Origin of the sequence: Sinorhizobium mexicanum (assembly GCF_013488225.1) — a bacterium.
GTDB lineage: Bacteria > Pseudomonadota > Alphaproteobacteria > Rhizobiales > Rhizobiaceae > Sinorhizobium > Sinorhizobium mexicanum.
Genome location: NZ_CP041241.1, coordinates 774538 through 796572, shown reverse-complemented (window position 1 = coordinate 796572; position 22035 = coordinate 774538). Strand labels below are relative to the sequence as shown.

Sequence of the window (22035 nt, the reverse complement as noted above, 5' to 3'; positions counted from 1 at the left end):
GATGGATCTAACTTCCATTGCACCAACGCCGAGGGCGGAGGGCGGCCGCAGAAAGCAGCCGCTGCAATCGAGAAAGGATCACATCCATGAGTACCGAACAGAAAGTCGTCATCATTACCGGTGCGTCGCAAGGCATCGGCGCCGGATTGGTTCGCGCCTATCGCGACCGGAACTACCGCGTCGTCGCCACTTCCCGGTCGATCAAGCCGAGTGCCGACCCCGACATTCTTGCCGTCGCAGGCGACATCAGCAAGCCGGAGACCGCGGAGCGGATCGTGCGCGAGGCGCTCGATCGCTTCGGCCGCATCGACTCGCTGGTCAACAATGCCGGCGTCTTCCTCGCCAAGCCGTTTGTTGAAATGACCCAGGAAGACTACGACAACAACCTCGACGTCAACGTGGCCGGCTTCTTCCACATCACTCAGCGCGCCGCCCAGGAGATGCTGAAGCAGGGCTCGGGCCACATCGTCAGTATTACCACCAGCTTGGTCGATCAACCGATTGCTGGCGTACCGTCCGCGCTCGCTTCCCTGACCAAGGGTGGCCTGAATGCGGTGACCCGGTCGCTCGCCATGGAGTTCTCGAAGAGTGGCGTCCGTGTGAACGCGGTCTCTCCGGGAATTATCAAGACGCCGATGCATCCGGTCGAGTCGCATTCGGCGCTGGCTGGACTGCACCCCGTCGGCCGCATGGGCGACATTCGCGACATCGTCGAAGCCGTTCTCTACCTCGAGAACGCCGGCTTCATCACCGGCGAGATCCTCCACGTCGATGGCGGCCAGAACGCCGGACGATGGTAACCCGCACATCGGAGAGCGGCCGCGCCATGGCGGCGCGGCCGCCGTCAACGACGCAACCAATTCTCATAAAGGAGACAGCAATGCCTATCGTCACCGTACAGGTTACCCGCGAGGGAAGCGCACCGGGCCGCAATTCGGTTACCGCCGAGGAGAAGGCCGCAATCATCAAGGGCGTCAGCGAGGTGCTCCTTAACGTCCTGAACAAGCCGCTTGAATCGACCTATGTCGTGATCGAGGAAGTCGACCTCGACAATTGGGGCTGGGGCGGCCTCCCCACGGTTCAATACCGCCAAAAACGGGCAGCAGGGACAAAGTCCTGAGCCGCCAGCTTGCACCCTTGCCGCCTGCCGGTGCGCCGCGCAGGCGGCGAGCCATGTCGCACGAGACCAACTCTTCTCGATACGAACGAACACTCACGGATGGCATGGTAAGGCGCGGCCATCCGCTCGCGTTGCCCGGGCGATGTCAATGGTCAAAGGCAGGTCGTGATCCCGCCGTCGACATAAAGCGTGTGTCCATTGACAAAGGATGATGCACGGCTGGCGAGGAAGACGGCCGCGCCGACGAGTTCATCGACCTCGCCCCAGCGCGCCGCCGGCGTCCGCTTTTCCAACCACGAAGAAAACTCTTCGCTGTCGACAAGCGCCTGGTTCAACGGCGTCTTGAAATAGCCCGGCGCAATGGCGTTCACCTGCAAGCCATGCTTCGCCCAGTCGGCGCACATGCCGCGCGTCAGGTTCTTCACAGCACCCTTGGTGGCCGTATAAGGTGCAATTCCGGGACGGGCCAGTTCGCTTTGCACCGAGGCGATGTTGATGATCTTGCCGGCTCCGCGCTTGATCATATGCCGGGCCACCGCCTGGCCGGCATAGAAGGCGCTGGAGATGTTCGTCTTCAGCAATTGCTCCCAGCGGTCAGCAGGAAAATCCTCGAGCGGCGTGCGAAACTGCATGCCGGCGTTGTTGATCAGGATGTCGATCGGCCCGATATCCCGCTCGATTGCGTCGACGCCGTTCTTCACTGCATCATAGTCGGTCACGTCGAAATCCGAGATGGCGACGTGATGACCGGCATCCTTGAGAGACCCGGCCGCCGTCATCAGCTTCGAGCGGTCGCGGCCATTGAGCACGATCGCGGCGCCGTGCTCGGCCAGACCGCGCGCCAGCGCAAAACCGATGCCTTGCGACGAGCCTGTCACAAGGGCCCGTGTGCCTGCGAGATCAAAAAGTGGAAAAGCCATAGCGTTGGTCCCTGCATGTTCGAGCGGAATACGCTCACATACGTGCACGCCATCGCTCTATCACTTTGTTTTTGCCGCATTTACGCGACGTCGGATGATTCCACCCGATTGCAGGATACTCCAACTGTCGATGCGGGGACTACGTATCAGTTTTCGACCACGAGGCTCTTTGCTCAGGATGGCTCCCGACTTGCCCGCCTCGTATGCGGCGCCGCTTCAGCGCCTTCCTTGGCCTCCGAAGTGATGCTCTAGACCTGGACAAAATGATCCTGTGCGACCTGGTGATAGCGCCGAATCTCCGGAACGTAGTCGGGCGCCCGCAAGGGGCTCTTCAGCTCGTCGCTTGCAACGTTCCGGCGCCTGTGGCGACGGGTCGGATCGGCGATCGGTACAGCCGCCATGAGCTTCTTCGTATAGGGATGCTGCGGGTTCTCGAAGACCTGTGCGCGCGGGCCGATCTCTACGATCTCGCCGAGATACATGACCGCAACCCGATGGCTGACGCGCTCGACGACCGCCATGTCGTGGGAGATGAAGAGATAGGCAAGCCCAAGGCTCGCCTGCAGCTCAAGCAGAAGATTGATGACCTGCACCTTGATCGACACGTCCAGAGCGGACACGGACTCATCGGCGACGATGACCTTCGGATCGAGCGCCAGAGCCCGGGCGATGCAGACGCGTTGGCGCTGGCCGCCGGAAAATTCATGCGGGTAGCGGGATGCCATGTCCGGCTGCAGTCCGACGCGCTCGAGCAGGTCGACGACCTTTTCGCGCGCCTGTTTCTGAGACCCGAGCTTATGCTCCAGGTAGGGCTCGGCGATCGCCGCGCCGACGGTCATGCGCGGGTTGAGGCTGGCGAAGGGATCCTGGAAGATCATCTGCATGGTCCGGCGCATTTCGCGGAGCGCCTTGCGGTCCATGGCGAGCACGTCCTTGCCGTCGAGCATGACGGAGCCGCTCTGCGGCTCGATCAGGCGCATGATCGCCCGACCGGTCGTCGATTTGCCGCAGCCGGACTCGCCGACGAGCGAAAGCGTCTCGCCCTGTTTGAGGCTGAAGGAAACATTCTCGATCGCGTGTACCCGGCCCTGCAGCTTGCCGAGCAGGCCGGCATGGACGTCGAAGCGCTTGACGAGGTTCTTCACCTCCAGGATCGGCTTCTGATCCGTCGCAACGGTGTTGGCGCCCTCTCTCGGCGCATCCGGGAGACCGGTTGCGTTGTCGATCTTGGGAAAGCGCAGAGGCTGCGCCTCACCCCTCATGGAGCCAAGCATCGGCACGGCCGAAAGCAGCGCGCGGGTATAGGCGTGCTTGGGTCGAAGGAAGATATCCTCGGTCCTGCCGGTCTCAACCGCGTCGCCGCGATACATGACGACCGTGCGGTCGGCAATCTCGGCGACGACACCCATGTCGTGGGTGATGAAGAGCACGGACGTCCCCTCCTCTTCCTGCAGCACCTTGATCAGATCGAGGATCTGCCCCTGGATCGTCACGTCGAGGGCCGTGGTCGGCTCGTCGGCGATGAGCAGCTTCGGCCGGCTCGCCAGTGCCATTGCGATCATCACGCGCTGGCGCATACCGCCGGAGAGGCGATGCGGATATTCGTCGAAACGCGAAGCCGCTGAGGGAATGCGGACCTTGTCGAGCAGGCGGATCGTCTCGGCCCTGCCCTCGGCTTTGGTCATTGGCCGATGACACAGGAGCGCCTCGGAGATCTGGTCGCCGATCGTGAACAGCGGATTGAGGCTGGTCATCGGCTCCTGGAAGATCATCGCGACGTCATTGCCGCGGACCTTGCGCATCTCGCTTTCCGGAAGCTCGAGGATGTTGCGGTCACCGAGGATCACGCGTCCCTCGGTGCGGCTCATGTCCTTCTGCAACAGGCGCATGACCGATAGCGACGTGACGCTTTTGCCGGAGCCAGATTCGCCGACGATGGCGACCGTCTCGCCGGGCGCCACCGAGAAAGAAATGTCGCGAACCACCGGCTTCCAGGCGCCGTCGACCAGAAACGAGGTCGTCAGGTTCTCGACAGAAAGAACGGGCGCCGTCTGGCGGACAGTCTGCGTGTCGGAGTGGGCCATGTCTAACATCCCTTGAGGTTCTGCTCGGTGGTCGCGACGCTTCAATCGGGCCAGCGCTTGAGGCTTGCGAAGCGGCGCGCGTTGCGTTCGGCAAGGGACGTCGCGATGATCTCGTTCGAATTCCTCGCCTTGGTGAGCTCGGCCGTGAGCCGCTCGGCGACGAGCGTCTCCTGTCCCGGATGCAGGTTGCAGGGGTCGAGGTAGAAATAGTTGTGCTCGACCTCGTGATCGCGCACGATCACCGGTGGCGTGCCGCGCGCGAGTGCATCCGCGAGATCCCAGGCGGTGATATGAGCCTCCTCAGGCGTGATGTTGACGCAGAGGCGGTCGAGCGGATTGCCGGTCGGGTCAGGTTCGACCACCGGCTTGACACCGGGGAGGCCCTCGAGCGTCTCGCGCCAGAGGTGAAGGTAGCCGGTCTCGCGTGCGCGGATGCCGGCGTGATCGCGCGTCTCCCAGGCCTCAAGCGCAGCCATGACGCCAACCATGCTTTCCTTGCCGACCTTCATGCCGCGGCCGATGCCGAGGTTTTGCAGGAAGGCGTTGCGCACCAGAGCCTTGGAGCCGGCGACGATGCCCGAGGTCGGCCCGCCGAGGAACTTGTGACCGGAATAAAGTGCGATGTCCGCGCCCGCCGCGAGGAAGCCCCTGAGATCGTACTCTGAGGCCGCATCGACGATGACCGGCACGCGCCTGGCATGGCAGACTTCGACGAATTCGCTGAGGCCGACCAGACCGTATTGCACGACGTGGTGGGAAACGACATACACAGCGGCGGCGGTGCGCTCGTTGATCGCGCCTTCGACGTGATGGCGATGGGTCGAGGTGGCCTGACCGACGAGTACGGGCTTGGCTCCGGCGAGGCGGATTGCTTGGTCCACCGGCGCTCCATAGCTCACGACGTGGCCCATCTGGATGATGACTTCGTTCTTGAGCCCCGCCGTATCCGGGAGGCGCTCGATCGCGGCGATGTCGTCCCCCGTGATAGCGCCGGCGACGGCGAGGCTGATGCCGGCGGAGCAGGAGGCGGTGACGAACCCCGCCTCGCCGCCCGTCAGTCGCGCGATCACCGGGCTTATCTTGCGTTGCAGGTCGTTGATCTCCACGAATTGCGGCAGTATGGCTGTCATCGCGGCGATCGCTTCCGGAACCACGATCGATGCGCCGAGGCTCGTCATCGTGCCGGATACGTTGATAACGGGACGAAGTCCGAGGGCGTCGCGGATGTCGCGGTCAGGCATAGTGATCTCCATCAGATTTTCTCGCATGCGAGGCACAAAGAGTATTCCGTTTTTGCGGAATATCTACCATAATAATGTCATCTAAGCGATCGCCCCGCGCCCGTCGGCCAGGCATTCCGCCGTCCGCGACGGGGGGCATCTGACACGGTACGGGAGCAGAGACGTGGACAGCAACGCGATTGAAGCCGAACTCAAGTCGGAGCCGGCCGTCAAGGCGCGCCGCTCGCGCGTCAGCGGCATGGATCGGGCGCTGCAGGTGCTCGATTTCCTTTATGAAACCGGTTCGCCAAGCAGCGTCTATGCGATCGCCAAGGCTGTCGGCGCACCGCTTTCCACCATCTACGTGACCGTCGATGACATGGTGGAGAAGAACCTGCTTAGTCGCGACGCCGATGGGTCGGTCTGGCTCGGCGACCGCCTTTATCACTACGGCCTCGCCTATGCCCGCTCGCTCGATTTCCTGGGTGTCGCCACCCGCGAGATGCATGATCTCGGCCGCGAGGTTTCCGAAACCATCCAGCTCTGCGGCCGCGACGGCGACTATATGCAGGTGCTCGCCATGGCGGACGGGCCGGGCCATTTCCAGGTGACGTCTCGCGTCGGCACGCGTGTGCCGCTCAACTGGACCGCGTCGGGCCGGCTGCTGGTCGGGCATCTCCCGGCCGACGAGCGGCTCGAACTCTTTCGCCGCTGTGCCCGCTCCTCGCCGACCGGGCGGGCAGATATCGACCCCGCGACCCTTTCGACGCAGGCGGAAAGCGCTCTCACGGCCAAGCTCTCGATCCAGGCGGGTGAATCCGATTATGCCGTTGCCTGCGTCGCCGCACCGATCCTCGACGATAAGGGAAGTTGCGTCGCAACCATCTCCATCGTTCTGCCCGAGCAGAAGGTCCTCGACGACCGGGACCATTACGCCCGGCACGTCCAGGTTTCCGCCGAGCGGATCGAGAAGATGATGGGCTGGCGCAGCCATTGATCGCTTCCTCCGCTGTCAGTCGTGAAGTGCGACGATCGCTTCGATCTCGACGGTGATGTTGCCGGGTAGCGAGCCGAAACCGACCGCCGAGCGCGCGTGCTGACCCGCCTCGCCGAAAACGTCGATCATCAGGTCCGAGCAGCCATTGATCACCCGCGGATGTTCACGGAATTCCGGCACGGCATTGACCATGCCGAGGATCTTGACGACGCGCTTGACCCGGCCGAGATCGCCGAGCGCGTCGTGCATCACTGCCAGCAGGTTGATGCCCGTCAGGCGGGCGTGATCGTAAGCGCTTTCGACATCCACCTCGGCGCCGACCTTGCCGGAATGCAGGTGGCCGTCGACCTCGCGCGGACCCTGGCCGGAAAGGTAGAGGATGTTGCCTTCCCGGACATAGGTCACGAAATTGGCGATCGGCGGCGGCGCGGGAGGAAGATCGATGCCGAGGACGGCCAGGCGCTCATAGGGTGAGGCCGGCGAACGATCCACTTTCTTCTGGTCCAAGCTGTTCACGCGAATTCCTGTCTGGTTCTGTTCTTCTGTCTGCTTCAACGGTAGCTGAAGCCGTGGCTATGATCGGAGCATTCGACATGCTGCGGCTGGTAGCGGTTGGCCGCGACGAGATGGCTACCCATCACGGCAAAACGCGGCTCGAAGAGGCGGCTGAGATGAGCCTCGGCGCCGAGCGAATCGAAGACCTTCAGACCGGAGTCGACCAGGTCGAAAATGGTGAATTCCGCGCGGGCACCGACGTCCAGGAGGTCGTTCATTGGCAGGCGGATGACCGAGGCCGGCGCCTGTGTCACGGCCTCGACGACCTTTTCGAAAGGCATGCCAACGCTCAGGAGCTTCGACATGGTGGTGCCAAGGTCCCAGACCGACTGGTTCATGCTGCGCAAATGCACGTCCGTGGAGATGGAGAAAGGCATCAGGCCGCGCTCGATTGCGACCTCGGCAACCCGGAAGGAGAACGAGGCGCCGCCGTGGCCGATGTCGAGGCGGATGCCTTCACCGGCGCAGCGTTCGGCGAGCGCAAACAGATCCTCGTCTTCGATGATGCTGCTGCCGGCCTTGCCGTTGAAGCAGTGCGTGACGATGTCGCCGGGCCCGAGGATTTCGAGCACCTCGTCGTAGAGCGCCGGAGGCTCGCCGACATGCACCATCATCGGAATCTTCAGGATCTTGGCGATCTTCTTGCCGAGTTTGACCGGTGTCACGCCCCAGGAGCCGGTGATCACGTGGCTCGCGCGCACCTTGAGGCCGACGATGTGCTCGCGGTTCGCCTGGTAGCAGGCGATGATGCGGTCGATGTCGATCGAGCGGATGTCGCTGAGTTCGCTCACCCGGTTGCAGGCAACGAGACCAATCGAGCCGAGATTGAGGAACGCCTTGATGCGCTCTCGCGACGGCTCGATGATATATTCGCGGAAGCCGTGGAAGTTCGCCTCGCCCGCCGAGCCGGCATCGACGATCGTCGTGACGCCGCGCTCCAGGCCGCAGACCTGCGGACGCACGGAAATATCGGTGCCGCCGTGCCAGACGTGGGCATGAAGATCGATCCAGCCGGGCGAGATCCAGGCGCCTTTGCCGTCGACCCGGCGCGTGCCTTCCGGCGCCGAAAGGCCCTTTCCAACCGTCGCGATCCTCCCATCGGGACCGACGAGGATATCGATCGTTTCGGCGGGCGTCGGCGTGCCGAAGGCGACGGGTTTGACATTGCTGATGAGAATGGGCTCAGCGGTTCCGTTTGGCATGGATCAGAGGTCCTTTCTGAGGCGGGGGTCGAGCAGGTCGCGCAGACCATCGCCAACCATCTGGAGCGACAAGACCGAAAGCACGATGGCGATGCCCGGAAACAGCGTCACCCAGTCGGCTTGTCCGATATATTGACGGCCTGCTGCGATCATCGTGCCCCAGGTCGGGATTTCGGGGCTTACGCCGACACCGAGGAATGAGAGCCCGGCTTCGGCGAGCATGGCGTGGGCGAAGAGGAAGGTGCCCTGCACCAGGATCGGCGAGACGAGGTTGCGCAGCACGTGCCGCGTCATGATGTGCGGCGTCGAGATGCCGAGCGCCCGGGCCGCCTCGATATAGGGCAGTTCGCGGATCACCAGCGTGGAAGCGCGCACCACCCGTGCGAGCCTCGGCGCATAGACGACGCTCAAGGCGACGATCACGGTCGTCAGCGACGGGCCGAGGGCGGCGACGAGCGCGATCGCGAGCAGGATGTCCGGAAAGGCCATCATGGCGTCGATCAGCCGGGCGATCGGCGTGTCGAGCTTGGGGAAAAAGCCGGCGACGAGCCCCATGACCACCCCGATCACGGTTGCAAGCGCCACCACTGCGGCGCCGACGAGAAGCGAAAGCCGGCCGGCATAGATGGTGCGCGAGAACACGTCGCGGCCGAACTCGTCCGTGCCGAAGAACCACCGCAGGCTTGGCGGCGACAGCCGGTTGACGATGGAGAGCTTACCGGGCGCATAAGGCGCGACAAGCGGCGCGAAGATCGCAAGCAGCACGAAGACGGTGAGAACGACAAGCCCGAAGGCGACCGTCTTGCGCTTGAAGAGGCGCCGCAGGAATTTCTGGCCTTCGCTCGGCGCGGGGGTGGATACGGTGGCGGACATCAGTAGCGCACCCTTGGGTCGACGAGGAGATAGAGCATGTCGATAGCGAAATTGATCAGCACGTAGAGTGCAGCGATCACCAGCAGCGCGCCCTGGATCACGGGATAGTCGCGCCTGAGCACCGCGGAGACCACGAGATTGCCGACGCCCGGCAGGCCGAAGACGGTTTCGGTGACGACAGCGCCGGAGATCAGGACCGCCGCGGTGAGCCCTATGATGGTGAGGATCGGTATCAGCGCGTTCTTCAGCGCATGCTTCATCACCACGCGCCGTTCGCCAAGGCCCTTGGCACGGGCGGTGCGGATGAAATCGTCGCCGAGTACGTCCAGCATCGAGGCGCGGGTGAAGCGCAGAATGAGCGCCGAGGAGACGACGCCGAGCGCGATCGCCGGGAGTGTCAGATGATACATGCGCTCCAGGAACGATGCGCCGGGTCCGCCATAGCCCGAGACCGGGAACCAGCCGAGCCGTACGGCAAGCACCTGGATCAGGATAAGACCGAGCCAGAAGCTCGGCACGCTGGCGGCAAGCATCGCCAGAGTGGTCGCCGCTTGGTCCACGAGCGAGCCGCGCCGATAGGCGGCATAAATGCCGATCGGCAGGGCGATGGCGCTCGCGATGAGAATGGAGAACAGTGTGAGGAAGAACGTCGGCTCAGCCCGTTCGGCGAGCGCCGACGTCACCGGCTGGTTGAGGAAGATCGACTGGCCGAGATCCCCCTGGAGCAACTGGCCTATGTAATAGACATATTGCAGGACCAGCGACTGGTCGAGGCCGAGCCGGCTGCGCAGTGCAGCGATGTCTTCCTGCGTCGCTTCCGGCCCGAGCATCACGGCGGCGGGGTCGCCCGGCGTCACGCGCACGATGACGAACACGATCGTGACGACAAGCGCCATGACGACGATCATGCCGAAAAGGCGCTGAAGGATGTAGCGTATCATGGTGACCTCGAACTTCTCTCAGGCGCACGCCGCATTCCGGCGAGCACCAGGCTCGCCGGAGGGTTCTGGTGCGAGCATCACTTCTTGATCGAAGCGTTCCAGAAGTAGGGCCAGGGCGCCGGAGAAACGCCATCGAGCGTCTTCGACTTCGCGGACAAGGCGTTGAAGTCGCCGATCTTGATGAAGGGCACTTCTTCGTAAATCACCTTCTGCACGTCCGCCCACAGCGCCACGCGCTTGGCCGGGTCGGACTCCGCATTGAAGGCATCGACGGCCTTGGCGCGCGCCGGCGTGTCCCACTGGCCCGGCGCCTTGGTCGACATCATGCCGATGAGAGCCGGCTCCGGCAGGAAGGGGCTGTGGGTGATGTAGATGTCCCAGAGCGTCGGGTCGGCGCGGCGCTGGGTGAGCGTCGCCCAGTCGACCACCTGCAGATCCACGGTGAAGCCGGCGAGTTTCAGATATTCCGCCGCAACCTGCGCCATCTTGTAATGAAACTCGTACTGCCGGCTCGTCAGGATCCTCAGCGGCTCACCCTTGTAGCCCGCCGCCGTCAGAAGCTCAGCCGCCTTCTCGGGATCAGCAATATTGTAGTTGCCGTCGGTTCCCGCATCGGTGCGCCAGGAATATTGTGCCGGGTAGAGTGCCGCGTCGAGCGCGTAGAAATCAGTGCTGCCGAAGGCGGCCGCCATCATGTCTTCCATGCTGAGCGCCGCGCGGATCGCCTTGCGCAACTCCTGGTTCTTGGTGATGCCGTTGCCGGAGTTCAGAACGAAGACCGGCCAGCCGAAGGGTTGCAGCATCACCGGCTCGGAAGCGCTGGAGCCTTTCACGCGTTCGAGCGATTCGACGGGAAGCGAATCGACATAGTCGTACTGACCGGAAACGGCGGCCTCGATGCGTGTGTTCGGATCCGGTACCGGCACGAAACGGATCTCGTCGGCGTATTGATGGCGTGCGCCGCCATAGCCGTTGGCTTCACCCTCGGGCGAGGCGTAGTCGTCAAAACGTTCGAGTTGGATATATTGGTCGGCCTTGCGTTCCTTGAGTTTGTAGGGGCCGGTTCCGACGAAATCGGCCATCGGCTCGGCCTGCTTCTCCGAGGGAAGCACGATCGCGGCCGAATTGTTGAAAGCGAGCAGGGACACGAGCGGCGCATAGGGCGCGTTGAGCGAAATCTTGACCGTCAGCGGGTCGACCGCTTCGACGCCGGCAATCGTCGCTGCGGTCTGCTTGCCGCGTGATGCCGTCTTCATCCAGCGTTCGAGCGAGGCGACGACGTCCTTGGCATCCAGGTCGGTGCCGTCATGGAACTTGACACCGGAGCGCAGCTTGATCGTGTAGGTTTTGCCGTCGGCGCTGATGTCCGGCATGCCGGCCGCGAGCAGCGGCGTCGGCTTCCAGTCCTTGTCGAAGGTATAGAGTGTTTCGAAGATGTGCTGTGAGACAATGCCGACGAGATCGGCGGTCGAGGCCATCGGATCGAGTGTCGGCGGCTCACCCACCGTCGCTACATTGATCACCCCTCCCCTTTCCTGATCAGCGAAGGCGAATGACGCCGACGCGACGAGCGCCGTGCCGAGAAGCAGTGCGAGCTTAGCTGACTTCATGTCCGTTCCTCTCTTATTATTCCATAATTATGTTGTATAATGTGTTATATTGGAATACATGAAAGTCAGGATGTCAAGGCACCCCTACGCAACTCAGAAAGGGGAACCTAGGATGGCGGGTTCTGCCGAAGCGTTCGCATAGTAAGCGGAGGACGAATTCCCAGCGTTAGCGCCCGCTTCTGAGGCGTCATCCAACCTCTGCAGGTTGACATCAGCGATGGCACAAACGGCTTTGCGCGCGACCTGAAGCCTGCGCTAACCGGAACAGAAATTCCGCATCGCGATTTTCATTGCGTATTCATTCCATTTCGTTTCTACTGCGCAGGCTTTCGCAGCGAAAGGCGGATGTGGACGAAGTCGAGGAGGGACTGTCCCGTCAAGCGCCTGTATTTCTTAGCTTGCACGAACTGGGAGGAATGATCTTGAAACGATTCAGCTGGACGCTCAGGGCTACTTCGGCACTTTCGGTTTTTCTCGGAACCGAAGCTTTTGCAGCAACTGAGCTTGCCTGGTGGCACGCGATGACTGGTGCCAACAACGAAGTGGTCGAGCAGCTTGCCAAAGAGTTCAATGAGAGCCAAAGCACTTACAAGGTGGTTCCCGTTTTCAAGGGCACCTATCCGGAAACGCTGAACGCCGGTATCGCGGCATTTCGTTCGAAACAGGCACCGGCAATCCTGCAAGTCTTCGACGCGGGCAGCGGTGTGATGCTGGGGGCTGAAGGTGCGGTCGTCCCAGTCGCCGACGTGTTGCGGAACGGCGGATACGAATTCAACAAGGACGAGTATCTCCCCGGTATCGTCTCCTACTATTCCAAGGCCGACGGCACCATGCTGTCGTTCCCCTACAATTCATCGTCGCCGATCCTCTACTACAACAAGGACGCGTTCACGAAGGCGGGGCTCGACTCCGAGAAGCCGCCGGCAACCTGGCCCGAGGTTTTCGAAGCGGCCAAGAAGATCAAGGCCAGTGGCGCCTCCGCCTGCGGCATCACCTCCACCTGGTTGACCTGGATTCAGACCGAGAATTTTGCCGCCTGGAACAATGTGCCCTATGGCACGAACGAGAACGGGCTTGCGGGCCTTAATGTCGAACTCAAGATCGACGCGCCATTGTTCGTCCAGCATTTCCAGGCCATCGCCGACTTGGCCAAGGACGGCACGTTCCGCTATGGCGGGCGGACCTCGGAGGCAAAGCAGCTGTTCACCTCGGGTGAATGCGCGATCCTGACCGAGTCTTCCGGCGGTCTCGGCGACATCATCAAGTCGGGCGTCAATTATGGCATCGGGCAACTCCCCTATTACGAGGGCAGCGGCCCGCAGAACACGATTCCCGGCGGCGCGAGCCTTTGGGTCTTCGCCGGCAAATCGGACGACGAATACAAGGGCGTTGCCGAGTTCTTCCACTTCCTTTCGCAGACCGAAATCCAGGCGCGTTTGCATCAGGTCTCGGGTTATTTGCCGGTGACTATGGCAGCTTACGACGAGACGAAGAAGTCCGGTTTTTATGAAAAAAATCCGGGCCGCGAAACGCCGATCAAGCAGATGATGGGCAAAGCACCGACCGAAAACTCGAAGGGTGTGCGCCTCGTCAACCTCCCCCAGGTCAGAGACATTCTCAATGAAGAATTTGAGGCAATGCTCTCCGGCCAGAGGGACGCCCAGAGTGCCTTGAGCGAGGGTGTCAAGAAAGCCAACGCAGCGATCGCTGCGGCGGTCAGCAATTGACACCAGGTGCACCCTGCCCGCGTCGTTCACCGCCGCGGGCACTCATCTTTCAAGGAAGGGGAGCACGTTGCAGCCTGTCGTCTTTCCCAACAAGATCCTGCCCTATGTTCTGTTGGCGCCGCAGATCATTCTGACGGTGGTCTTCTTCTTCTGGCCAGCGAGCCAGGCGCTCTATCAGTCGGTCCTGCGCGAGGATCCGTTCGGCCTCAAGTCGGGCTTCGTCGGGCTCGCCAACTTTCGGATCATTCTCTCCGACCCTGCCTACCTGCATTCCTTGGAGGTCACGGTGGTCTTCAGTGCGGCGACGGCACTCCTGTCGATGGCGGTGGCGCTGCTGCTGGCAGCGTCGGCGGATCGCGTCGTGCGGGGGAGGAATGTCTATCGCACCCTTCTGATCTGGCCCTATGCCGTAGCTCCGGCGGTTGCCGGAATGCTGTGGCTTTTCATGTTCAACCCGGCGATGGGGACATTCGCCTACCTGCTTCGGCGCAACGGCCTCGTTTGGGATCCGCTCCTCAATGGCAACCAGGCGATGCTGCTCGTCATCATCGCGGCCGCCTGGAAGCAGATCAGCTACAATTTCCTGTTTTTCGTCGCAGGCCTGCAGGCCATCCCGAAATCTCTGATCGAAGCGGCATCGATCGACGGCGCCCGCGGCGTCAAACGTTTCTGGACGATCGTCTTCCCCCTGCTTGCGCCGACAACGTTCTTCCTGCTCGTCGTCAACACCGTCTACGCGTTCTTCGACACCTTCGGGATCATCCACGCCGTAACCGGCGGCGGGCCGGCAAGGGCGACAGAGACGCTGGTCTACAAGGTGTACAACGATGGTTTCGTCAATCTCGATCTCGGTGGCTCGGCCGCCCAATCGGTGATCCTCATGGCGATCGTTGTTGCGCTCACGGCGTTCCAGTTCCGTTTCGTCGAAAAGCGCGTCCACTATTCGTGAGTTGCCGATATGATCGAAAACCGTCCCATTTCGAACCTGGTCGGGCATCTTGTGCTCGTCATCGGTATCCTGATCGTCGTCTTTCCGATCTACTACACGTTCGTGGCTTCGACGCGAACGTCCGTAGAGATCATCCGCCCGCCGATGTCGCTCTCAATCGGCTCCCAATTCGTGGAGAACTATCGCGAGGCCATGACGGGCGGTGTCGAGCGCGTTGTGGGCGTCAGCCTCGAGCGGCTGCTTTTCAATTCGACGATCGTGGCGCTCGCGATTGCCGTCGGCAAGATCGTCATCTCCTTTCTCTCCGCTTTCGCGATCGTCTTCTTCCGCTTTCCGATGAAGATGGTCTGCTTTTGGATGATCTTCATCACGCTGATGCTGCCGGTGGAGGTTCGGATATTGCCGACCTACAAGGTGATCGTCGACCTCGGATTGATCGACACCTATGCCGGATTGACCCTGCCGCTGATGGCCTCGGCAACGGCGACATTCCTGTTCCGCCAGTTCTTCCTGACGATCCCGGGCGAATTGGTCGAAGCGGCGCGCATCGACAATGCCGGTCCCTTTCGCTTCATGCGTGACATCCTGCTTCCGCTTTCGAGAACGAACATCGCAGCCCTGTTTGTCATCCTCTTCATTTACGGGTGGACACAGTATCTCTGGCCGCTTTTGGTCACGAACGACGCCAAGATGAATACGATCATTATCGGGCTGCGACGAATGGTCGATTTCGCGGACGCGTCGACTCCGTGGAACTACGTCATGGTGACCGCGATCCTCGCGATCATTCCTCCCGTTCTTGTCGTTGTGTTGATGCAGCGCTGGTTCGTCAAAGGCCTCGTGGAGACGGAGAAGTAATGGCTGAAATCATCCTCAAGGATATTCGCAAGACCTATGCTGGCGCGGTCGAGGCGATCCAGGGCGTCTCGCTCGAGATAAAGGATGGCGAACTCGTCGTGCTTGTCGGTCCTTCCGGCTGCGGCAAGTCAACCCTTCTGCGCATGATCGCGGGGCTGGAAGGCATAACGTCCGGCGAGATCCTGATCGGAGATCGACGCGTCAATGAACTGGATCCGGCCGAACGCGACATCGCCATGGTGTTTCAGAATTATGCGCTCTATCCGCATATGACGGTTCGTCAGAACCTCGCCTATGGCCTCAAAAATCGCAAGACGCCGAAAGACGAGATCGAACGACGTATCGCAAACGCCGCGAAAACGCTCGAAATTGAACCCTATCTCGACCGCAAGCCGCGCCAGCTTTCGGGCGGGCAACGCCAACGCGTCGCGATGGGACGCGCGATCGTTCGCGAACCGGCCGCCTTTCTCTTCGATGAGCCGCTGTCGAACCTCGACGCCAAGCTCAGGGGGCAGATGCGCATCGAGATCAAGCGGTTGCAGCGTTCGCTTGGAACCACAAGCGTCTACGTGACACACGATCAGATGGAAGCGATGACGCTCGCCGACAAGCTGGTCGTCGTCAACGCCGGACGCATCGAGCAGGTGGGCACGCCGATTGAACTCTATGAGAAGCCGGCGACCGTGTTCGTCGCGACCTTCATTGGTTCGCCGTCCATGAATCTGCTCGGCGGCGACTCCGCCACCGATGGATGGTCGCTGGCGCCGAATTTCCCAAGGCCATCCGGATCGTTCACGATCGGGGTCAGGCCGGAGGACCTGACGGTCGTCGCGGAGCACGCCGGGGCCGGCGACTTTGAAGCGACGGTGCGCATCGACGGTATCGAGCTGGTGGGCGCCGAGAGTCTATTGCATGGCAGGCTCGCGAGCGGACAGGGCCTGGTCTTTCGCGTCTCGGGACGAGCTGCCTTTCAGATCGGCGATGAAGCCAAAGTCGCCGCCAGCCGTGAAAATCTCCATCTTTTCGACGCGCAAGGCATACGGGTAACGCGCGGTTCTTGACCGGCCATTTGCGGCGAGTGGGGTATTCGCTGGGTCGTGTCAACGAGGACTGGACGATTTTACGCCCTCTGGTCGGCTGGAAGGCAATTGAGGCAGCGTCTGTCGCGTGTCGGTATCGACAACAGAAAGCGAACCTGGATTTTTCCGTGTCGCTGGAGCTTGGGGTTTAAGACGTCCCATACCGTTCAACACCTTGAGCAGATCGTAGCCATGGGCCCAGCGGCCGAAACCGCTCGCGACATTGATGTGGCCCGCGTGGCCGAGATCGACGAGCCCGCTGCCCCATGTTCCGGAAAGCGGCTTCAGGCGATCGAACGGCATGTAAGGATCGTTGAGACTACCCACGATAAGGCTGGGGAACGGCAACACAAGATTTGGCATCACCCCGAAGTCGATAGCGCCGGGATGCAGCCGCTCCGTTTCGTCGAGGTCGCACGGCGCGACCAGGAGGGCACTCCTCACGCGTTTGGCAAGCGCCCTGTCGGCCAAGGCTGCCACGAGAACCGAGCCGAGGCTGTGCGCCACCAGGTCGACCGTTTCATGTCTCGCGATTTCCGCCTCCAGCGCCGCCCGCCAGCGCGCAAGCGTCGGACGGTTCCAATCCTCCTGCTCGACGATGGCAGCGCCCAGGTGGTCGGCGAGCCAATGCCGCTGCCAATGCCCCTCGCCCGAGCCGAAAAGTCCCGGAACAATCAATGTTTTCGCCATGCTTTCCGCCTCTCAGCGCTCGCAAAGGTTCGGTCGCCGGTTCGACGGCCACAGTTTGCGATTGTGCCCCATGGCCAATGTGCCAGTAAGGAAAGAAGATTTATTGTCTATAATATTTATAGAATATCTTGCCGCACAAAGGATTGCGGCGTCGCGGCATGGCCGCGCATCCGAGAGGCTGTACTCTATGAAAAACGACCTGACGCGTCAGCGATTAAACCGATGTAGCGACAACCGCCCGTCATCACCGAGGCGGGCTTCGACGTCGCCGTAGTGCGCGAGCGTAAGATGGGGCGTATCGGCGGCTGCTACATGGGCCCCGGTGATGACCGCGACCTCCGCCCCCGCGGCTCTTCCTGCGAGGATGCCGGCCGGAGCGTCCTCGAAGACGAGGCAGTCCTCCGCGCGCACGCCGAGCCTTCCAGCCGCAAGAAGATAGCCTTGCGGGTCGGGTTTGCCGGCCGATACGTCTTCGCCGGTTATCATCAGCCGCGGCGTCGGTATTCCAGCAGCGGCTAGGCGGCGAATGGCGAGTTCGAGCGGCGCCGAGGTGACGATCGCCCATTTCTCTGGTGGCAGGGTGTTCAGAAAGGCGACGGCGCCCGGAATTTCGACGATGCCCTCGACGTCGGCGATTTCTGCTGCGGCCAGTTCGCGCGCTTCATGTTCCGCGTCGACGGCGAGGCCCAGCTTGCTGATGGTGTCGACGGCCCGTACGCCATGCACTGACTTCATCAGGACGTCGCGATCAACACCGTTGCGAACTGCCCAGGCTCCCCAGACCCGTTCGACGACAGCCATCGAATTGAGCAACGTTCCATCCATGTCGAACAAAAGGGCGGAAAATCTTTTCGTGAAAAGCGATGAATTCAAATGATCCAAGCCTGTCCCCTTAATTGATGGATTGCCCGTTGCGGCTCTCGGCAGCAGGCGACAAGTATCGCCTTGCGCACGGCAGCACAATCCTTGTTCACGTGCATATGACCGGCGTGGCGACCTAGCCGTCCACGCTCTCGGCCACGAGAAAACCGATCGGGCCGCCCGGCTGGTCGTCGTCGAAGACGGCGCAGGAAAGGACGCCGCCGAAGACGGCTCCGGAATCGACGTTGGTCCGGTTGCCGACGGTCCTGGGATTGCTTCGGCTGGGCGTATGGCCGTGGCACAGATGCTTACCCCAGTAGTCGCCGGAATGGTTCGGCGGCGTTCTGATCCAAAGCAGGATGTCGTCCCCCTGCTGGTCCAGCGGAATAGTCTCGTCGACCCCCGCATGCACGAAGATCCGATAATGATCGACGATGATCGACGGCCTCTCCGCCATCCAGACAAGATGGCTCAAGGGTATTGCCCCGCCATAGGATGCCATGGTCTCGTCGCCGCCGTTCATGAGCCAAGTGCTCATCTCGGCATGGCCTCTTCGGGCGGCCAGCAGCATTTCTTCATGATTGCCCTTGAGCGTCAGCCATTCCCAACCGGGCTTGGTGGGCCCCGCCATTATCCGCTCGACCACCCCGCGACTCTCCGGCCCCCGGTCGATCAGATCGCCGAGAAATATGATCCTGCCGCTCGGCACGGCGGATTCGATACTTGCCAGCAAGGCTTCGAGCTGTGCCAGGCATCCGTGAATGTCACCGACCGCGAAGGTAAGACGTCGGGCATTCATGCATTGGATCTCCTGCACTCGTCCAGGGCGGCGTTCTCCGCTGGTTGAGAAGCGACCGTCGCTGGTGATGGGGCTGCCAAACGTGGTGGCGCCGGTTGTGGGGCACAAGCTTTAGCGCATATTTTTCCCGAAGAGAATCCAAATTCCGGAAAAAATGCACGGACTCAAAGTGTTACGGCAGCCTTCTCAAGTCGCCTGAGGTCGTCAACCGTGCGAGGAGCCCTTCGGGATCGCGGAACTGACGATGGACACTGGGTCGCTTGCAGGAAACGTGTCTTCGAGACCCTCCTCCAGTTGCTCTTCCATCGCTTGCTGATCATGAGTCTGACGCGCATTGGCAAGCGCACCTTCCGGGACCGACGGAGATCGTCTCGTCCCGGTGATACCGGGAAGAGCCTCGTCAGCCTCGATGGCCGCAGCAAGAATCTGTTTTGCCCGTGCGACGACGTTAAGTCGATTGAGGGTACCTTCGGCATTCTGCGGGCAGGAAACCGAAACGATCTCTCCGGTGGCGCCTACGAATTCGACCGTGAACCCCGTCTTGCCGCCGCGCTCCGCATAGACCTGAATCCCCACGAACTGCATCGATTCCTCCTTCCGCGCAGATGCCGCGAAGCTCGCGATGAAACTGAATCACGCGCCAGCGGTCAGTTGCAAACGCTCGGGTGGCGTCTTGTTCGCTGAGTCTAACAGATTTGCAGTCCCGCCAACAGGTTCGCGCGGGGAGTGATGTTCACCGTTGATGCGTCAGAGTACCCCTGAAGCCGGATCAGCAACCGATTGACTGTCCACGGCGTGGAATCCGGGCGCGGCTTTTCCCGCATCGGGGCGCGTGCACGAGGCGAATGCGTCGAGTGTGCGGTTGTAGACCTTGGTCTCCACGTCCAGCATCCCGAGCACAGTGTGGAACAGATTGTCGTGCGATCTCGGTTGATCCCTTTCCTTGGCGAGACAGCCGGTATCGACCCTCATCGCCGCCTGGTACGTTTTGGAGAACCAAGCGATGAAGGGTACCTGGGTCTGTTCCTTCGGAGCGATGGCATAGGGCGCGCCGTGCAGATAGATGCCGTTCTCGCCGAGCGACTCGCCGTGATCCGACATGTAGATCATCGCACCGGCAAGCCGATCCTGATGCTTTTCCAGGAGCTTCGCAACGCTTGCGAGGACGTGATCGGTGTAAAGGATGGTGTTGTCGTAGGCGTTGACGATCTCGGCGTTGGTGCAGCGCATCAGTTCCGGCGTGCGGCAATCGGGCGTAAAGCGACGGAACGCCTCGGGATAACGCCGATAGTAAGACGGCCCATGGCTGCCGAGCTGGTGCAGGACGATCACGCTGTTTTTCGTCGTAGCGCCGAGCTTGTGATCCAGTTCCTCGAGGAAGATTTCATCGAGGCATTCGCCCTTGCTGCAGAGCGGGCTGTTCTTCTGGTTCGTCATGCTGGCGAAGCTGATGAGGTCGGCAATGCCCTTGCTGCCTGTGTTGTTGTCCCACCAGCTTACGGAAACGCCGGCGTGGGTCAGGACGTTGACGAGGTTCTCGGTCGAGCGCGCCTTCCAGTCGCTGTATTCGTCACGCGGGTAGACGGAGAACATGCAAGGCAGCGAGACCGCTGTCGCCGTGCCGCAGCTGGTCGTATTGGGGTAGTTGATGGCGCCGAGCGCCTTGAGTTCCGGATTGGTCTCGCGGCCGTAACCATCGAGCGAAAAGTTCATCGCCCGCGCCGTCTCCCCGGCAACAACGACAACGACCACAGGCTTTCCGACTTGCGCAATACGACCGCCTTGGTGTGCATCGGTGCCGAGCGGTTGAACGACGAGATTGCGCTCCCGATAGGTCGAAAGGCCGTAGCGTGCCGCCGCGATGAGCGGCCCGGTGGGATTGAACCGCTTCATCAGATCCGTGTGCTCGCGCAGCACATAGGCAAATGTCGCGAAGTTGGAATAGACCAGACCACCGGCGGCGAAGAGCGCGACGGTCACGAAAAGAAAATTAACGGCAAACTTTGGCAGGAAGCGACGGTGGCGTACCTTGATCCACGCCACAATCAGCGAAGGAGCGAGGGCATAGACCACCAGGTGCTGGGCAAGACTTCCCGTCAGGAGATGACTGGCCTCGGCCGGTGTCGTAACCACGGCGCTGCCGATCATGTCCCTGTCTATGATGATCCCGAATGCGTCGGCGAAATAGGAGGCGGAAGCCGATACGAGAATGAAGAAAATGAGCGCCGGCTTCATCAGGTATTTGACTGACATCGGGATCAGTATGGAAAACAGCGCCAGGAAGAGCGCCGCGCCGAAGACCAGCAAGCTCAACTTCGAAGTACCGAAATAGCGCGTCGCATGTGTCCAGAAGGAATTGTTGGTCGCCAGAAGTAAATAAGCAGCGGCGATGGCGCTCAAGGCTACGCTGCCGATCTCGGGCCGGCGAATTCTTGAAAAGGTCAAAACACTTGTCTCCAAAACGGCGAACAGCCCCACAGCGCCCCGCAAGCGCGCACCAGCTGTCCTTGGCGGCGTGCAGCCGAATCGCCGCCGCGTCTCAAGTCCATCGGCAGTACTGCCGCTAAGCTGTCGAAGTCCTGTCGGGCGATTGCGGAGGCTGACGAAGAGGGGCCCGGCGCCTGCATTTCGCGGCACAGACAGTTGTTCGACAGCAAGCCAAAGGCACGGTCGCCACCACCGCTGCTGATTTCCCATTCGATGGAGCTGTTTATGAGAACGACTCTTTTCTGCGCCCTCGCGGTCGCTGCCCTTCCCGCCCTCGCGCTTGCGGACGACGACAGCGCGTCCTGCACTACGAAGCCGCAGTCCGCATGGATGAAACCTGAGGTCGCCGCCTCCAAGGTTGAGGAAGCAGGCTATTCGGATGTGCGCAACATCAAGGTGGCCGGCTCCTGCTACGAAATATATGCTTTTACGGCAGAGCATCGGCGCGCCGAGGTTTACATGAATCCCGTGACTGCCGAGATCGTCAAAGCGGAGGTAGGTGATTGATGTCGCCGGCCGAAAGTCGGGAAGCATTGGCCTGCCGGCCCGGCGAAGTCCTCGTCTGGGATCCGGTCGTCCGGCTTTTTCACTGGGGCATCGTCCTGTGCTGCACCCTCAATCTCTTCCTGCTGGAGCCGGGAAAAGCGGTACATCGTTACATCGGTTATGCAGCCTTGGCACTGCTCGCCATTCGTTTCGTCTGGGGCTTCATCGGCACCAGACATGCGCGCTTCGCAGACTTCGTTCGCGCACCGGCGGTGGTTCTCCGGTATGGGCGCGCCGTTGCCACCGGCACAGCGGAACGCCACATCGGCCACAACCCCGCCGCCGGCTGGATGATGGTGTTGTTAATGGTCTTGCTGGCGGTCACGATCGTGTCCGGATGGCTGACGACGCTCGACGCTTTCTGGGGTAACGATCCGCTCGAAGAGGCACATGAATTCGTCGCGAACTCCATCATGGTGCTTGCCGGTGTGCACGCCGCCGCAGCCATTTTCGAAAGTTGGCACCTCAAGGAAAACCTCATATGGTCGATGGTAACCGGTCGTAAGAAGGCTTGATC

The 22035-nt window shown here is 61.5% G+C and carries 22 protein-coding genes; 9 read left to right on the top strand and 13 right to left on the bottom strand.

Going from position 1 to position 22035, the window contains the following annotated elements:
- Nucleotides 1–86: 86 nt before the first annotated feature.
- Complete coding sequence (locus tag FKV68_RS27925) at nucleotides 87–800, top strand: SDR family NAD(P)-dependent oxidoreductase (protein ID WP_180943754.1); 714 nt, start codon at nucleotides 87–89, stop codon at nucleotides 798–800.
- An 80-nt stretch (nucleotides 801–880) separates the two neighbouring features.
- The gene (locus FKV68_RS27920) at nucleotides 881–1120 is read left to right on the top strand and encodes a tautomerase family protein (RefSeq protein WP_180943753.1); all 240 of its coding nucleotides are present in this window, start codon (nucleotides 881–883) and stop codon (nucleotides 1118–1120) included.
- 152 nt (nucleotides 1121–1272) lie between these two features.
- Here FKV68_RS27920 and FKV68_RS27915 read toward each other — a convergent pair whose 3' ends face one another.
- From FKV68_RS27915 to FKV68_RS27905, 3 genes are all read right to left on the bottom strand, one after another.
- Nucleotides 1273–2040, bottom strand: a complete 768-nt coding sequence (locus FKV68_RS27915) for an SDR family oxidoreductase (RefSeq protein ID WP_180943752.1) — start codon at nucleotides 2038–2040, stop codon at nucleotides 1273–1275.
- 248 nt (nucleotides 2041–2288) lie between these two features.
- Nucleotides 2289–4124, bottom strand: coding sequence for an ABC transporter ATP-binding protein (locus FKV68_RS27910; protein ID WP_180943751.1), 1836 nt, complete (start codon nucleotides 4122–4124; stop codon nucleotides 2289–2291).
- Nucleotides 4125–4165: 41 nt separating this feature from the next.
- Complete coding sequence (locus tag FKV68_RS27905; RefSeq protein ID WP_180943750.1) at nucleotides 4166–5365, bottom strand: aminotransferase class V-fold PLP-dependent enzyme; 1200 nt, start codon at nucleotides 5363–5365, stop codon at nucleotides 4166–4168.
- A gap of 163 nt (nucleotides 5366–5528) precedes the next feature.
- On the opposite strand from FKV68_RS27905, the gene FKV68_RS27900 reads away from it, so the two are divergent.
- Nucleotides 5529–6341 carry an IclR family transcriptional regulator gene (locus FKV68_RS27900; protein ID WP_246452765.1) on the top strand — a complete coding sequence of 271 codons (813 nt, stop codon included), beginning with the start codon at nucleotides 5529–5531 and terminating at the stop codon, nucleotides 6339–6341.
- Nucleotides 6342–6356: 15 nt separating this feature from the next.
- Here the strand turns inward: FKV68_RS27900 and FKV68_RS27895 are convergent, their stop codons facing one another.
- The 5 genes from FKV68_RS27895 to FKV68_RS27875 form a co-directional block, all read right to left on the bottom strand.
- Nucleotides 6357–6848: a RidA family protein gene (locus tag FKV68_RS27895; protein ID WP_245181741.1), complete on the bottom strand. Its 492-nt coding sequence runs from the start codon at nucleotides 6846–6848 to the stop codon at nucleotides 6357–6359.
- 44 nt (nucleotides 6849–6892) lie between these two features.
- Nucleotides 6893–8098 (bottom strand): amidohydrolase/deacetylase family metallohydrolase, encoded by a 1206-nt coding sequence (locus FKV68_RS27890; protein ID WP_180943749.1) that lies wholly within the window; start codon nucleotides 8096–8098, stop codon nucleotides 6893–6895.
- Nucleotides 8099–8101: 3 nt separating this feature from the next.
- Nucleotides 8102–8971: an ABC transporter permease gene (locus FKV68_RS27885; protein WP_180943748.1), complete on the bottom strand. Its 870-nt coding sequence runs from the start codon at nucleotides 8969–8971 to the stop codon at nucleotides 8102–8104.
- Nucleotides 8971–9912: an ABC transporter permease gene (locus FKV68_RS27880; RefSeq protein WP_180943747.1), complete on the bottom strand. Its 942-nt coding sequence runs from the start codon at nucleotides 9910–9912 to the stop codon at nucleotides 8971–8973. The genes FKV68_RS27885 and FKV68_RS27880 overlap by 1 nt, the downstream gene beginning before the upstream one ends.
- Nucleotides 9913–9989: 77 nt before the next feature.
- Nucleotides 9990–11522, bottom strand: a complete 1533-nt coding sequence (locus FKV68_RS27875) for an ABC transporter substrate-binding protein (protein WP_180943746.1) — start codon at nucleotides 11520–11522, stop codon at nucleotides 9990–9992.
- A 416-nt stretch (nucleotides 11523–11938) separates the two neighbouring features.
- On the opposite strand from FKV68_RS27875, the gene ugpB reads away from it, so the two are divergent.
- The 4 genes from ugpB (at nucleotide 11939) to FKV68_RS27855 (ending at nucleotide 16117) form a co-directional block, all read left to right on the top strand.
- Nucleotides 11939–13249, top strand: a complete 1311-nt coding sequence (gene ugpB, locus FKV68_RS27870; protein ID WP_180943745.1) for a sn-glycerol-3-phosphate ABC transporter substrate-binding protein UgpB — start codon at nucleotides 11939–11941, stop codon at nucleotides 13247–13249.
- A gap of 67 nt (nucleotides 13250–13316) precedes the next feature.
- Entirely contained in the window at nucleotides 13317–14198 is an 882-nt protein-coding gene (ugpA, locus tag FKV68_RS27865; RefSeq protein ID WP_180943744.1) for a sn-glycerol-3-phosphate ABC transporter permease UgpA, read from the top strand.
- Between the two features lie 9 nt (nucleotides 14199–14207).
- Nucleotides 14208–15056: a sn-glycerol-3-phosphate ABC transporter permease UgpE gene (ugpE, locus tag FKV68_RS27860; protein ID WP_180943743.1), complete on the top strand. Its 849-nt coding sequence runs from the start codon at nucleotides 14208–14210 to the stop codon at nucleotides 15054–15056.
- Nucleotides 15056–16117: a sn-glycerol-3-phosphate import ATP-binding protein UgpC gene (locus tag FKV68_RS27855; protein ID WP_180943742.1), complete on the top strand. Its 1062-nt coding sequence runs from the start codon at nucleotides 15056–15058 to the stop codon at nucleotides 16115–16117. The genes ugpE and FKV68_RS27855 overlap by 1 nt, the downstream gene beginning before the upstream one ends.
- A 39-nt stretch (nucleotides 16118–16156) precedes the next feature.
- Here FKV68_RS27855 and FKV68_RS27850 read toward each other — a convergent pair whose 3' ends face one another.
- The 5 genes from FKV68_RS27850 to FKV68_RS27830 form a co-directional block, all read right to left on the bottom strand.
- Nucleotides 16157–16825: an RBBP9/YdeN family alpha/beta hydrolase gene (locus FKV68_RS27850; protein ID WP_180943741.1), complete on the bottom strand. Its 669-nt coding sequence runs from the start codon at nucleotides 16823–16825 to the stop codon at nucleotides 16157–16159.
- A 207-nt stretch (nucleotides 16826–17032) separates the two neighbouring features.
- On the bottom strand, nucleotides 17033–17707 hold the full coding sequence (locus FKV68_RS27845) for an HAD family hydrolase (RefSeq protein WP_180943740.1): 675 nt from the start codon (nucleotides 17705–17707) through the stop codon (nucleotides 17033–17035).
- 115 nt (nucleotides 17708–17822) lie between these two features.
- The gene (locus FKV68_RS27840; protein WP_180943739.1) at nucleotides 17823–18485 is read right to left on the bottom strand and encodes a metallophosphoesterase family protein; all 663 of its coding nucleotides are present in this window, start codon (nucleotides 18483–18485) and stop codon (nucleotides 17823–17825) included.
- A 204-nt stretch (nucleotides 18486–18689) separates the two neighbouring features.
- The gene (locus FKV68_RS27835; protein WP_180943738.1) at nucleotides 18690–19070 is read right to left on the bottom strand and encodes a hypothetical protein; all 381 of its coding nucleotides are present in this window, start codon (nucleotides 19068–19070) and stop codon (nucleotides 18690–18692) included.
- A 162-nt stretch (nucleotides 19071–19232) separates the two neighbouring features.
- Nucleotides 19233–20930, bottom strand: coding sequence for a phosphoethanolamine transferase (locus FKV68_RS27830; RefSeq protein WP_180943737.1), 1698 nt, complete (start codon nucleotides 20928–20930; stop codon nucleotides 19233–19235).
- A gap of 198 nt (nucleotides 20931–21128) precedes the next feature.
- Between FKV68_RS27830 and FKV68_RS27825 the strand changes: the two genes are divergently transcribed.
- Both FKV68_RS27825 and FKV68_RS27820 read left to right on the top strand, forming a co-directional pair.
- Nucleotides 21129–21479 (top strand): PepSY domain-containing protein, encoded by a 351-nt coding sequence (locus FKV68_RS27825; RefSeq protein WP_245181726.1) that lies wholly within the window; start codon nucleotides 21129–21131, stop codon nucleotides 21477–21479.
- The gene (locus FKV68_RS27820; protein ID WP_180943736.1) at nucleotides 21479–22033 is read left to right on the top strand and encodes a cytochrome b/b6 domain-containing protein; all 555 of its coding nucleotides are present in this window, start codon (nucleotides 21479–21481) and stop codon (nucleotides 22031–22033) included. Before FKV68_RS27825 ends, FKV68_RS27820 begins: the two co-directional genes overlap by 1 nt.
- Nucleotides 22034–22035 lie beyond the last annotated feature (2 nt).